8 protein-coding genes are annotated in these 13566 nt (G+C 65.6%); 6 read left to right on the plus strand and 2 right to left on the minus strand.

Annotated features, from left to right (window positions below; genetic code table 11):
* Positions 1-7: 7 nt before the first annotated feature.
* Positions 8-1756: an NAD+ synthase gene (locus tag ACVXZ4_RS07960; protein WP_461797690.1), complete on the minus strand. Its 1749-nt coding sequence runs from the start codon at positions 1754-1756 to the stop codon at positions 8-10.
* 58 nt (positions 1757-1814) lie between these two features.
* Between ACVXZ4_RS07960 and ACVXZ4_RS07965 the strand changes: the two genes are divergently transcribed.
* The 5 genes from ACVXZ4_RS07965 to ACVXZ4_RS07985 all read left to right on the plus strand — a co-directional run bounded on the left by ACVXZ4_RS07965 (position 1815) and on the right by ACVXZ4_RS07985 (position 11169).
* Positions 1815-3170, plus strand: coding sequence for a glutamine synthetase family protein (locus ACVXZ4_RS07965; RefSeq protein ID WP_461797691.1), 1356 nt, complete (start codon positions 1815-1817; stop codon positions 3168-3170).
* Between the two features lie 38 nt (positions 3171-3208).
* Positions 3209-6181, plus strand: a complete 2973-nt coding sequence (locus tag ACVXZ4_RS07970) for a bifunctional [glutamine synthetase] adenylyltransferase/[glutamine synthetase]-adenylyl-L-tyrosine phosphorylase (RefSeq protein WP_461797692.1) — start codon at positions 3209-3211, stop codon at positions 6179-6181.
* Positions 6182-6675: 494 nt separating this feature from the next.
* Positions 6676-8196: a glycosyltransferase family 2 protein gene (locus ACVXZ4_RS07975; protein WP_461797693.1), complete on the plus strand. Its 1521-nt coding sequence runs from the start codon at positions 6676-6678 to the stop codon at positions 8194-8196.
* A complete protein-coding gene (locus ACVXZ4_RS07980; RefSeq protein WP_461797694.1) occupies positions 8183-9622 on the plus strand; it encodes a glycoside hydrolase family 26 protein in 1440 nt (479 codons plus the stop codon). The genes ACVXZ4_RS07975 and ACVXZ4_RS07980 overlap by 14 nt, the downstream gene beginning before the upstream one ends.
* A gap of 80 nt (positions 9623-9702) precedes the next feature.
* Positions 9703-11169 (plus strand): UDP-glucose dehydrogenase family protein, encoded by a 1467-nt coding sequence (locus ACVXZ4_RS07985; protein ID WP_461797695.1) that lies wholly within the window; start codon positions 9703-9705, stop codon positions 11167-11169.
* A 324-nt stretch (positions 11170-11493) separates the two neighbouring features.
* Here ACVXZ4_RS07985 and glnA read toward each other — a convergent pair whose 3' ends face one another.
* Positions 11494-12918: a type I glutamate--ammonia ligase gene (gene glnA / locus ACVXZ4_RS07990; protein ID WP_461797696.1), complete on the minus strand. Its 1425-nt coding sequence runs from the start codon at positions 12916-12918 to the stop codon at positions 11494-11496.
* A gap of 141 nt (positions 12919-13059) precedes the next feature.
* Here glnA and ACVXZ4_RS07995 point away from each other — a divergent pair, with 141 nt between their 5' ends.
* A complete protein-coding gene (locus tag ACVXZ4_RS07995; RefSeq protein ID WP_461797697.1) occupies positions 13060-13470 on the plus strand; it encodes an RDD family protein in 411 nt (136 codons plus the stop codon).
* Positions 13471-13566: the final 96 nt, after the last annotated feature.

Here is a 13566-nt window from a genome sequence, read left to right on the forward strand (position 1 = left end):
CTCCCGGTTACTTGCTCGGCCGGTAGGTGATGGGCAGACGACGGTCGCGACCGAACGCCATGCCGCTGATCTTGGGCCCGATCGCTCCCTGACGCCGCTTCCACTCCGAGTGGTCCACAAGCTTCGTGACGAAGTCGACGGTCTCCGCGTCGAAGCCGAGGCCGATCACATCCTCCCGACCGAGCGCCTTCGTGATGTAGGCCTCGAGGATGGCGTCGAGCACCTCGTAGGGCGGGAGGGAGTCCTGGTCGGTCTGGTCCGGGCGCAACTCAGCGCTCGGCGGCTTGTCGATCGAGTTGGCCGGGATCGGCGGTACCTCGCCGCGGGAGATCGCCGCCTCATTGCGCCAGCGGGCCAACTCCCAGACCAGCATCTTCGGAACGTCCTTGATCGGTGCGAACCCTCCGGCGGAGTCGCCGTAGATCGTCGAATAGCCCACCGAGAGCTCGGTCTTGTTTCCCGTGGTCAGCACGAGGTGGCCGTCGAGGTTCGACAGTCCCATCAGGATGATGCCGCGGATGCGCGCCTGCACGTTCTCGGCGGCGGTTCCGGTGAGCTTCAGCTGGGTCTCGATCGGCAGTACGAGGTCAGCGATCGCCTCCGTCGAATAGTGCAGCCCGATGTTGTCGGCGAGGTCGTCGGCATCGGACCTCGAGTGGTCCGAGCTGTAGCGGCTCGGCATACTCACTCCCCAGACCCGGTCTGCGCCGAGCGCATCTGCGGCGATCGCCGCGCAGACCGCGGAGTCGATGCCGCCGGAGAGGCCGAGGATCACCGAACGGAAGCCGTTCTTCTCCACGTAGTCCCGCAGCCCGAGCACGAGGGCGTTCCAGACCTGCTCGCGGTCGTCGGGGAGGGTCGCGAGGTCGGCGTCCAGCGGCGGCTTCTGGTCCGGCCCGTCGGCCAGGATGACCCGCTTCACATTGCGCGGGAGGGCCGCACCGGTCGCATCGGAGAAGACCTGCACGCCCGAGACCTCGAGGTCGACGACGAGCAGGTGCTCGGCGAACTGGGGGGCGCGCGCGAGGATCGTGCCCGCGCCATCCACCACTACGCTGTCGCCGTCGAACACCAGGTCGTCCTGGCCGCCGACGATGTTCACGTACGCGACGGTCGTGTCCGTCTCGACCGCCCGTCGGGTGACCAGGGGCAGCCGCACCTCGTCCTTGTCCCGTTCGAACGGCGAGGCGTTGATCACGACGAGGAGTCCCGCATCGGATTCGAGCACGCGTCCGACGGGACCGCCGTCGCGCCAGAGGTCTTCACAGACGATCACCGCGACATCCACCCCTTTGATGCGCAGCACGAGCAGTTCGTCGCCCGGGATGAAGATGCGGTACTCGTCGAAGACCGAGTAGTTGGGAAGGTGGTGCTTCGCATAGCGCGCGGCCACGTGGCCGTGTTGCAGCACACTCGCGCAGTTCTGGGCGATGGCGGTGGGGGCGTTGCTCGTGCCGAGCAGGCGAGGCTCGAATGGCCCATCCGGGTGACCGACGATGACGGCGAGGTCCCCGAGTCCCGCGTCCTGCAGTTCTTTGGCGAGCTTCTGCACTGCTTCACGGGATTCTGCGAGGAAGCTCGGCCGTGACGCGAGGTCTTCGATGGGATAGCCGCTGATCGCCATCTCTCCTACCGCCAACAGGTCTGCCCCCTGGGCGGAGGCACGGTGGGCGGCAGCGAGAATCTGGGCGGAATTGCCGGCCAGGTCGCCGACGACGGGGTTGGTTTGGCCAAGCGCCAAGCGGAGTCGGGGCATAGCCACTAGCCTAATAGCCGGGGAGGAACCGCCCCGGAGTGAGCAACAAGAGGAGCCCATGGACAAGCAGCGCGACTTCGTTCTCCGCACCATCGAAGAACGTGGCGTCAAGTTCATCCGCCTCTGGTTCACGGATGTCGTCGGCACCCTCAAGTCCGTCGCGATCGCCCCAGCGGAGGTCGAGGGCGCGTTCGCCGAGGGTCTCGGGTTCGACGGATCGGCGATCGAAGGGCTCACCCGGTCCTACGAGGCCGACGTGCTCGCGCATCCGGATCCCGCGACCTTCCAGATCCTTCCGTGGCGCGGCGAGATCGACCCCACCGCCCGTATGTTCTGCGACATCACGACCCCCGACGGCCAGCCTGCCGTCGCGGATCCGCGCAACGTGCTCAAGCGCACTCTCGCGACGGCCGCCGAGCGCGGATTCACCTTCTACACGCATCCCGAGATCGAGTTCTACCTGCTCAAGAGTTCGAAGTTCGGCCAGGAAGGACCAGAGCCGGTCGACCGCGCGGGATACTTCGACAATGTGCCTGGCGGCACCGCCCACGACTTCCGACGCCGCTCGGTGCGGATGCTCGAAGACCTCGGTATCTCGGTGGAGTTCAGCCACCACGAGGCCGGCCCCGGGCAGAACGAGATCGATCTGCGCTACGCGGACGCCCTCACCACCGCCGACAACATCATGACCTTCCGAACGGTGATCAAGGAGGTTGCGATAGAGCAGGGCGTCTACGCGACGTTCATGCCGAAGCCGCTCTCGGGGGAGCCCGGCTCGGGGATGCACACTCACATGTCTCTCTTCGAAGGTGACACGAACGCTTTCTACGACGGGGCCGGCCAATACCAGCTCTCGAAGATCGGACGCCAGTTCATCGCCGGGCTGCTGCGCCACGCGCCCGAGATAACCGCGGTCACTAACCAGTTCGTCAACTCCTACAAGCGACTCTGGGGCGGCTCCTCGCAGAACAAACTTGGCGAAGCCCCGAGCTTCGTCACCTGGGGCCACAACAACCGGTCCGCGCTCGTGCGCGTGCCGCTGTACAAGCCCAACAAGGGACAGAGCGCGCGCGTGGAATACCGGGCCATCGACTCTGCGGCGAACCCCTACTTGGCGTTCTCCCTTCTTCTTGCAGCGGGCCTCAAGGGCATCGAGGAGGGCTACGAGCTTCCGGCCGAAGCCGAGGACAACGTGTGGGAGCTCTCGGATGCGGAGCGCCGCGCTCTCGGCTACAGCCAGCTGCCGGCAAGCCTCGACCATGCGGTCGCTCTCATGGAGGAGTCCGAGCTCGTCGCCGAGACCCTCGGCGAGCAGGTGTTCAACTTCGTGCTCTTGAACAAGCGCCAGGAGTGGCGCGAATATCGGGCCCAGGTCACTCCCTACGAGCTCAAGAGCAATCTGGAGATGCTGTAACGGCTCTCCCCGACTGGCGGTTTTAGGACTCGACGGCAATGGCGCGCGAACAATCCATCCTGACCGACCTCGCGAGGCTCGGGTTCGCCGAGCTCGATCCGACCGTCTCGCTCCTGACCGAGCTGGACGACCTCCTCGGCGACGCGGTGGCCTCTGGCGACATCCTGCCGCTGTTCGCGCACGCCGCGGATGCCGACGACGCCCTCCGGCTGCTCACAGGGCTCGTGCGACAGTCTCCGGCCGAGACGATCGCCCTCCTCTCCGATGCGTCCGCCGCCGATCGGCTCATTCGCGTTCTCGGTGCCTCGGCGGGCCTCGCGGACTTCCTGCGGCGGCATCCGGAGGAGTTGTCGGTGCTCGCGGCGCCGTTCGCCCGGCCGCCGTCTGCCGAGGTGTACCGGCTCGAGCTCGAAGATTCGGTCGCCTCCATCGACCCGACGAACGAGGAGGCCTCCTGGGATGCACTGCGGGTGCGATATCGCCGCCACGTGACCCAGCTCGCCGCCTGGGACCTCGGCCAGGCGCATCCCCTCGACGGTCTCGACAGCGTCGCCGCGGCTCTCTCCGATCTCGCGGCTGCCGCGCTCGACGCCGCACTGCTGGTGGCTCGCGCCACCGTGAAATTTCCCGCCGCAGAGGTGGCGGCGACCCGGCTGTCGATCATCGGCATGGGCAAAGCCGGCGCCCGCGAGCTGAACTATGTGAGCGACGTCGACGTCATCTTCGTCGCCGAGGGATCGGGAGAGCTCTCCGACGGCCGGGCCGTGGAGATCGCCACCCGGCTCGCGATGGCGACGATGCGCGGCATTCACGACTTCTCCCGCGAGCCCGCGCTCTGGGAAGTGGATGCCAACCTGCGGCCGGAAGGCAAGGACGGCGCGCTGGTGCGCACCCTCGACTCCCACATCGCCTACTACGAGCGCTGGGCGAAGAGCTGGGAATTCCAGGCGCTGCTGAAGGCCCGTCCGCTCGCGGGGGATTCGGAGCTCGGGCGTCGCTATGTGGATGCCGTTGCACCGATGGTGTGGTCGAGCGCATCGAGGGAGAACTTCGTCGAAGGTGTGCAGCGCATGCGCGAGAGGGTCACCGACAACATCCCGAGCGCCGAGCTCGACTTCCAACTCAAGCTCGGTCCTGGCGGCCTCCGGGATGTAGAGTTCACGATCCAGTTGCTGCAACTCGTGCACGGCCAGACCGACGAACAGGTTCGCCAGCGCGCCACTCTCCCCGCCCTCGTCGCCCTGGCCGAGCAGGGATACATCGGCCGGGTGGAGGCCGCGGAGTTCTCACGGGACTACCGGTTCCTTCGCCTTCTGGAACACCGGCTGCAGCTTGTGCAGCTACGGCGGACCCATCTCATGCCGAGCGACCGGGATGCGGTGCGGGTGCTCGCTCGGGCCAGCGGCATCGCCACGGGCGCCGGCGACCTGATCGAGCAGTGGAACCGCATCAAGCTCGAGGTGCGCAGCCTTCACGAGAGGCTCTTCTACCGACCGCTGCTGTCCGCCGTCGCGGCCCTTCCCGACGACGGCCTCACCCTCAGCAGTGAGCAGGCCGTCGCCCGTCTCGCAGCCATCGGATTCCGAGATCCCAAGGGAGCCCTGGCCCACATCGGCGCCCTGACCGGCGGAGTGTCCCGACGGGCGGCCATCCAGCGACATCTCCTCCCCGTGATGCTTCAGTGGTTCGCGGATGGCGCGGACCCCGACTACGGGCTGCTGGCGTTCCGCCGCCTCAGCGACGACCTCGGCGAGTCCTACTGGTTCCTGCGGATGCTGCGAGACTCGTCCGGCGCCGCGAAGCGGCTCACGAACGTGCTTTCGTCCGCCCGCTTCGTCGGCGTGCTTCTCGAACGGATCCCCGAGGCGGCGGCCTGGTTCGACCGCGAAGAGGAACTGGCCCCCCGCACCCTCGCCGCGTTGCTGGACGAAACGGCATCCACTCTCGCGCGCCACGATGACATCCTGACGGCCTCGCTCGCACTGCGCACCCTGAGGCGGCGGGAGGTGCTGCGCCTCGCCATCGGCGCCATCCTCGGCGTCGTGCACGTCGAGGAGCTTGGCCAGGCCCTGTCCGACGTGACGACCGCGTTCCTCACCGGCATCCTCAACGCGCTGCGCCCGGAGGATGACGGCATCGAGTTCGCCATCATCGCCATGGGACGCTACGGCGGCCAGGAGCTCGGCTTCGGATCGGATGCCGACGTGCTCTTCGTGTATCGTCCGACCACGGCATCGAGCGAGGAGGCCGCCGACCGCGCGAAGTATCTCGTCGTGGAGTTGAATCGTCACACCGAGGACCTGCGGTTGCCGTTCGACCTGGACATCGACCTGCGACCGGAGGGCAAGAACGGCGCCGTCGTGCGGTCCCTCGACTCCTACCGGGCCTATTACGCGCGCTGGTCGCTCACCTGGGAGGCTCAGGCGCTCCTGCGTGCCCGTGGAGCCGTCGGCGACGATGCCCTCCTCGCCGACTTCGAGACGCTCGCCGACGAGGTGAGGTTTCCGGTGGCGATCTCCGACAACGACGTGCGGGAGGTCAAACGCATCAAGGCCCGCGTCGAATCCGAGAGACTTCCCCAGGCGGCAGATCCGGCCCGCCATCTCAAGCTCGGCCGAGGCTCCCTTAGCGACGTCGAGTGGTTCGTGCAACTCATCCAACTGCAAAAGGGCGCACGGGTACCCGGACTCCGCACCACCTCCACCCTCACCGCCCTAGAGGTTGCGCGAGCCGAGGGATTCGTCACGAACGCGGATGCGGCGAAGTTGCGAGTCGCGTGGATCTTCGCTTCACGGGTGCGTTCCGCCATGGTGCTCTGGATGACCCGCACGACGGATGTGCTGCCCACCGACCGCCAGCAACTCGACGGGGTCGCGCGACTGCTCGAGTACCCCCCGGGATCGGCGACGCAGCTCGAAGAGGACTACCTCCGCGTTACACGACTCGCCCGCGCAGTCTTCGAGAAGCGTTTCTACGGCGTATCGACACCCCCGCGGCCGAGCACGGGCTGAGGCCGTTGCGAGCCGTCCAGCGTCCGGGATGTTTCCAAACGGTAAACGTTCGGAATGATTTTTGCGGATTTCGGGCGTCCCCCGCGCGGGGGTCAGTTTGTACCCCATCTGGGGGAACGCCCTGTCTGTGCCTGATCGACATGCCCCCTGGGGCATAAGTATCATTCTGCTCATTCAGCGGCAGCTCAGACTGGAGCGAATCTCGGTCTGAACTGCGTTTTAGCTGCCCCCTACTTGCCGGTGAGGGTGTGCACGGAAACCTGAGGGGCGGGGTACCGGTGTCCACCTTTCGGGGGCCACGATCACGGTCGGCCTAAGTGCTGACACGGAATGGGTGACAAAAATTCGGAGCGGCGTTCGCACCCGCATGAACCCGGTTCGGCCCGTTTGCATCTGCTCGAAACGTCTGTCAATAATTCAGGTACCCCGAAAAACAGCTCTCCAGTTCCTCAATGTTGCGGAAACTCCATCACCGCAATAGATCGGGGAATCTCGTGTTCATTTTCATCCTTCAGATCCGTCACATGATCGACGGTCATCCGGAGATCTACACCTTCGCGGTCTACTCGGCCCTGATCTGGGCCCTCTGGGTGATCAAACTCGTCATCTCCAGCCGTTATAAGCCGTTCACGGGAACCTTCACCGGCACCACGAGCGTGATCGTGCCTGTGCTCGACGAACCGGAGGATCTCTTCCGTGACGTTCTCGGCCGCATGGTCGAGCAGAAGCCCGGCGAGATCATCGTCGTGATCAACGGTGCCCGCAACCCCACCCTCGAAGCCATCTCCGACGAGTTCAGCCCCCTGGTGCGCTGGGTGCACACGCCGATCCCCGGCAAGCGCAACGCGGTGATGATCGGAACGGAGCTCTCCACCGGCGACATCACCGTGCTGGTCGACTCCGACACAGTCTGGACCGACAACACCCTCTCAGAGCTCGTGAAGCCTTTCGCGGACGAGTCGGTGGGCGGCGTGACGACGCGCCAGCGCATCCTCGAGCCTGAGCGCAGCTGGATCACGCGCTGGGCGGACTGGCTCGAGAACTCGCGGGCCCTCTACTCGATGCCCGCGCAGAGTGTGCTCGGACAGGTGGGGTGCCTTCCCGGTCGCACCATCGCCTTCCGCCGCTCGATCATGATGCGGGTGATGGAGCGATTCATGACCGAGCAGTTCATGGGCGTCTTCCTCGAGGTCAGCGACGACCGCACCCTCACCAACCTCACGCTGAAAGAGGGCTACCGCACGGTCTACCAGTACACCTCGCTCGTCTACACGGATGCCCCGCTCCAGATCAAGAAGCTCTTCAAGCAGCAACTGCGCTGGGCTCGCGGCAGCCAGTACAACACCTTGCGGATGCTGCCGTGGATGCTCGGTCACGCTCCCGTGCTCGCCCTGTTCTTCGTCATGGACATCGTGCTTCCCTTCCTGCTCGCCGGCGTCATCGGCGGCTGGATCTACCGCAGCTTCACCGGCCAGGGCTACAACTTCTACGAGGGAATCCTGAAGGAGTACGGCGTGCAGAGCGGCATCGCGCTCGTGGTCGGACTCATGGTGGTCTCCTCGGTCCTGAGCATGGCGATCCGTCAGCTGAGGCACCTCTCCGAAAAGCCGAGCGACTTCTTCCGGCTGCCGGTGTTCATCATCGTCTCGACGGCGTTTCTCATGCCCATCCGACTCATCGGGTTCTTCCGAATGGGACATGCCAGCGGATGGGGAACCCGCGCCGGGGCCTACGGGGGAGGGGCGTCGAACGACACCTTCGTCGAATCCCTCGTCGAGGATGACCGCCCGCTCGTCGACCGGGGGCGCGACCAGGCACCGATCGGGTTCGGGCCGGTGTCTGTGGGAAACCACTCGACCGCACTTCTCGAGGTCTCACCGTCAATCGCGACACGGGTGCGGCCCTCCGCACCCCGTGCCGCGCGTCGTCGTCGTCTCAACCCCAAAGCCGCCTGGCCGTACGTGATCGGGCTCACCATCTTCGCTGTGGAGGCGTATTTCATTGTCATTACTTAAGCGCACCAAACTCAGCCGACCGGCAACCTGGTGGGCGCTCTCGGGCACCCGCGCCAGGCTCACCGCCGTCGGGGCCGCCGTGCTCGTGCTCGGGCTGTTCACCACCAGCGTCATCGTGTGGAACTCGCCGGCCAACCCGGTGACCCAGGCCGCGGCATCCGTGACCAAGGCGGATATCGCGACCGCGAAGATAGTCGCCGAACGCAATTCGCTACTCAGCCAGGTCATCGCACTGCAGAAGCAGCTCACGGGAAGCAAGGGCAACCTCAGCGCGACGAAGGCCCAACTTGCCTCGATCCAGCAGCAGCTGTACAGCGCTCAGGGCGCGTTGGACGCTGCAGCCGCGGCGAAGACGAGCGCGGCCGCCGCGAAGCCGAAGCCGACGATCCGAAAGCCGACCACAACGGCCGCCTCGGTCGTGACGGCACCGTCGAAGGCGGAGATCATCAATCCGACCTCTCGCTACTTCGGCATGTACACGGAGCAGGCACCCTTCAGCTTTTCCTCCTTCGACGCCACCGCGCAGAAGATCGGCACTCAGCCCAACGCCGTCGGGTACTTCGGCGGCTGGGACCAGACCTTCCGCGCGGATGTCGTGAAGGCATCCTGGAAGCGCAACACCCTCCCGATCCTCACCTGGGAATCCCGTCCGATCGGTTCGGCGAACGATTCCGTCGACGAGCCGGACTACACGCTCCCCAAGATCATCGGAGACCCGGCAGCCGGTGTACCCGGCACCTTCGACACCTACCTTCACCAGTACGCGAAGGACATCGTGGCCGGGGGTTTGCCCCTCGGCATACGCCTGGACCACGAGATGAACGGAGTCTGGTACCCCTGGTCGGAAGACAACGGCAAGGGTGGTTCGATCAACGGCAACCGTCCCGGTGACTACGTGAAGATGTGGCAGCACGTGCACGACATCTTCCAGGAGGAGGGCGCGAACAGCCTCGTCGCTTGGATCTGGGCGCCGAACATCATCAACAACCTGCCGGCGAGCCACAAGGCCTCGACCTACCTCGACTCCCTGTACCCCGGACCCTCGTATGTGGACGTCGTCGGCCTCTCCGGGTATCTGCGCCCGGCCTACAAACCGGACAACACCTTCAGCTTCGACTACTCCTTCACCCCGAGCCTCAAGGAACTGAGGCGGATCACCGACAAGCCGATCCTGTTGGCCGAGATCGGGGCATCCGAAGTGGGTGGACACAAGGTGGCCTGGATCACGAGCCTCTTCGAGGCGCTGGCGAAGCCGGAGAACCAGGACATCATCGGCTTCTCCTGGTTCAACCTCGCGGTGACCAGCTATACCGAGGGAGAGCTCGCCACCAACGACTGGCGAATCGAGTCCCGACCGCAGAGTCTCGCGGCCTTCACCGCGGGGCTCGCTCTCCCCGGCGGCCGGTTCGTCCTCGGCTTCAATTGACAATTCGACCCGGTGAACCTTCACCCCACCAGCCACCATCCCCATCGGACGGCGTCCATCACCACTACCAGGAGGACATCATGAAGAAGCAGAACCCGCTCGGAGATGCAACACCGATCGACCAGGAACTCGTTGACACCGCCCTGACAGCGCGCACCACGGCCCCTCGGATCAGCGTCGTCGGCACCGGATACCTCGGAGCCACCCATGCCGCCGCCATGGCGGAGATGGGCTTCGAAGTCATCGGCGTCGACAATGACCCGGCCAAGGCCAAAGCTCTCAGCGAAGGTCGCGTCCCGTTCTTCGAACCCGGGCTGCCCGAACTCATTCGCAAGCACGTCGAGAGCGGCCGCCTGCGCTTCACCACCGACATCGCCGAGGCGACGGCACTCAGCGACGTTCACTTTATCTGCGTCGGCACACCGCAGCAGCGCGGGAGCAACGCGGCGAACCTCAACTACGTGCAGGAGGCGACCCGCCAGGTGGCCAAGAACCTCACGCACGACGGCCTGATCGTCGGCAAGTCGACGGTTCCGGTCGGCACGGGGCAGGCGCTGCGCGAGATGATCCTCGAGCATGTGCCGGAGGGAATCGAGACGGAGATCATCTGGAACCCGGAGTTCCTGCGGGAGGGCAAGGCCGTCGACGACACCCTGATGCCCGACCGCATCGTGCTCGGCGGAACCAGCGACGCGTCGGAAGCGCTCATGCGCGAGGTCTACGCCATCCCGATCGCTACCGGCACCCCGGTGATCGTGTGTGACCTGCCGACGGCGGAACTCGTCAAGGTGAGCGCGAATGCCTTCCTAGCCACCAAGATCTCGTTCATCAATGCCATCGCCGAGGTCTGTGATGCGGCCGGAGCAGACGTCAACGTGCTCGCGGATGCCCTCGGCCACGACGTCAGGATCGGTCGTCAGTTCCTCAACGCCGGCCTCGGCTTCGGGGGCGGATGCCTGCCCAAGGACATCCGCGCGCTCATCCATCGCTCGAGCGAGCTCGGCGCCACCAAGGCGGCCTCGCTCCTGCAGCAGGTGGACGAGATCAACATGGCTCAGCGCCAGCGGGTGATCGACATGGCGATCGAAGCCTGTGGGGGGTCCGTGTTGAACCGTCGCATCGGCGTGCTCGGCGCGGCCTTCAAGCCGCTCACCGACGATGTGCGTGACTCTCCGGCCCTCAACGTGGCCGCTGCGCTGCACCTGCGCGGTGCCCAGGTCGTCGTCTACGACCCAGAAGCCAACGAGACCGCCCAGAAGATGTTCCCGACGCTGATCTATGCGGAGTCGATCGCGGAGGCCGCGACCAATTCCGACGCGCTTCTCGTGCTCACCGAGTGGAACGAGTTCAAGGAGACGGATCCACGCGACCTGGTGGATCTGGTCGCGACGCCGATCATCATCGACGCCCGCAACTGCCTCGACGCGCACTCCTGGCGTTCTGCGGGATGGACGCTCACTGGCCTTGGCACCGCTCCCGCTCCGCTCCTCGCCTACGCGCCACCGCTGGTGCTCGGCTCCGGCCGGCGCCTCATTGGAGCCGCCTGACGCGCCACCGATCCGAGCGGATCACGCAGGGCCGCGCCGACACCGGCGCGGCCCTGCTGCCGTCGGGTACACCGACCCCACGGGCCGTCGAGGTGCAGGGCGCGGTCCGCGCCACCCGTGGTCGTCCCCAACGGTGGATTCTCGCCGTGGCGGGGGATACGGCCGCTCGCGGAGGGTGAATGGCGTCCCGGAGGGAGCTACGACTCCCGCCACGAGGCTCTACTCCCGCCCCGAGGGTGAATGCGGAGGGATGTGCCGCCCTGGACGCGTTACACGACAAGAGCCGCACCCCCGAAGGAGTGCGGCTCTCGAAACAGAACGAGATCAGACGCTGAAATACAGCTCGTACTCGAACGGCGTCGGACGCTGGGCGGCCGGGATGATCTCCGCGGAGCGCTTGTATGAGATCCAGGTCTGGATCAGGTCGGGCGTGAATACGTTGCCCGCCGTGAGGAACTCGTGGTCGGCCTCAAGTGCGCGCAGGGCCTCCTCGAGCGATGCGGGAACCTGCGGGATGTTCTTCGCCTCCTCGGGGGGAAGCTCGTACAGGTCCTTGTCAACGGGCTCGTGCGGCTCGATACGGTTCTTGATGCCGTCGAGGCCGGCCATCAGCTGCGCGGCGAAGGCGAGATACGGGTTGCCCGAGGCATCCGGCGCGCGGAACTCGATGCGCTTTGCCTTCGGGTTCGTGCCCGTGATCGGGATGCGGATCGAGGCCGAACGGTTGCCGGCCGAGTAGACCAGGTTTACGGGGGCTTCGAATCCGGGGATCAGTCGACGGTACGAGTTGAGCGTCGGGTTCGTGAACGCGAGCACCGCCGGAGCGTGCTTGAGCAGTCCGCCGATGTACCAGCGCGCGATGTCGCTCAGTCCGCCGTAGCCCTTCTCGTCGTAGAACAGCGGGGTGCCGTCGCTCCAGAGGGACTGATGGGTGTGCATGCCCGATCCGTTGTCGCCGAACAGCGGCTTGGGCATGAAGGTCGCGACCTTGCCCCATTCGAGCGCCGTGTTTTTGACGATGTACTTGAACTTGAGGATGTCGTCGGCCGCGTGCACCATCGTGTCGAAGCGGTAGTTGATCTCCGCCTGGCCTCCGGTGCCGACCTCGTGGTGGGCGCGCTCGAGAATGAGACCGGCGTCGATCAGTTTGAGGCTGATGTCGTCGCGGAGGTCGGCCTGCTTGTCGACGGGGCTCACCGGGAAGTAGCCGCCCTTGTAGGGCGTCTTGTTGGCGAGGTTTCCGCCCTCCTCGACGCGCCCGGAGTTCCAGGCACCCTCTTCGGAGTCGACGAAGTAGGAGCTGGAGTTCTGACGCACGTCGTAGCGCACGTCGTCGAAGATGTAGAACTCGGCTTCCGGCGCGAAGAACGCGGTGTCGGCGATGCCGGTCGACGCGAGGTACTTCTCGGCCTTCTTGGCGACCTGGCGCGGGTCGCGGGCGTAGATCTCGCCGTTTCGCGGGTTGTAGATGTCGAAGATCATGATGAGCGTCTTCTCGACGCGGAAGGGGTCGACGTACGCGGTGGTCACGTCGGGGATGAGCTGCATGTCGGATTCGTGAATCGACGCGAAGCCGCGGATCGACGAGCCGTCGAAGAGCTGTCCGACCGAGAAGAATTCTTCGTCGACGGTCGAGGCGGGGATGTTGAAGTGCTGCTGGACACCGGGGAGATCGGTGAAGCGGATATCAAGGAATTTGACGTTCTCGGCCTTGATGAACTTGAGCACCTCTGAAGAATCACTGAACATGTGACTTGACTCCAATGGGGTTTGGAACTGGGTACGGCGGCAAGCGCAGCCAACTGCGACGCTAGACGAGGGGAGTTTCGCCACGGTGTCGCTATTGTTTCGTGCATGTTACGTCGGGACGGCGAACGTAGGATCTTCGGTATGGCCGAGACCCGAACATCCGCCCAGCCCAGCGAATGGCCCGGCCGGCATTTCGGCCTTCCCGCTACCGGACCGCGCTCTATCGCTCGTTTCGGGCGACGCCTCGCGGCGTTCGTGATCGACATCGCGCTCGGCGCACTCCTCTCGTACGCCTTCTTCGATTACGACCGCTGGGCGAGCCTCGCGGTGTTCGCGGTCATGCAGGTCGTGTTCCTGATGCTCGTGAGCGGCAGTGTCGGACACCTGCTGCTCGGAATGCGCGTCGTTCCCCTGAAGAGTGGCTGGATCGGAGTCTGGCGCCCGATCGTGCGAACTGCGCTTCTCTGTCTGCTCGTGCCCGCACTCATCGCCGATCGCGACCGCCGCGGCATCCATGATCGTCTCGCCGGCACGGTTATTGTGCGTCGCTAGGCCCTCTCGGACTCGAGTTGCACTCTTTCGTGGGTGCGGGAACCGCTCTACCCGCAAAAGAGCGCAACCCGGGGCCAGACCCTGTGAGACGGCGCG

Source organism: Lacisediminihabitans sp. FW035 (assembly GCF_054880895.1).

Excerpts from the sequence above, each read along its gene's own strand:
- ACVXZ4_RS07960 (WP_461797690.1), bottom strand. The coding sequence starts at position 1,756 with ATGCCCCGACTCCGCTTGGCGCTTGGCCAAACCAACCCCGTCGTCGGC.
- ACVXZ4_RS07965 (WP_461797691.1), top strand. The coding sequence starts at position 1,815 with ATGGACAAGCAGCGCGACTTCGTTCTCCGCACCATCGAAGAACGTGGC.
- ACVXZ4_RS07970 (WP_461797692.1), top strand. The coding sequence starts at position 3,209 with ATGGCGCGCGAACAATCCATCCTGACCGACCTCGCGAGGCTCGGGTTC.
- ACVXZ4_RS07985 (WP_461797695.1), top strand. The coding sequence starts at position 9,703 with ATGAAGAAGCAGAACCCGCTCGGAGATGCAACACCGATCGACCAGGAA.
- glnA (WP_461797696.1), bottom strand. The coding sequence starts at position 12,918 with ATGTTCAGTGATTCTTCAGAGGTGCTCAAGTTCATCAAGGCCGAGAAC.
- ACVXZ4_RS07995 (WP_461797697.1), top strand. The coding sequence starts at position 13,060 with ATGGCCGAGACCCGAACATCCGCCCAGCCCAGCGAATGGCCCGGCCGG.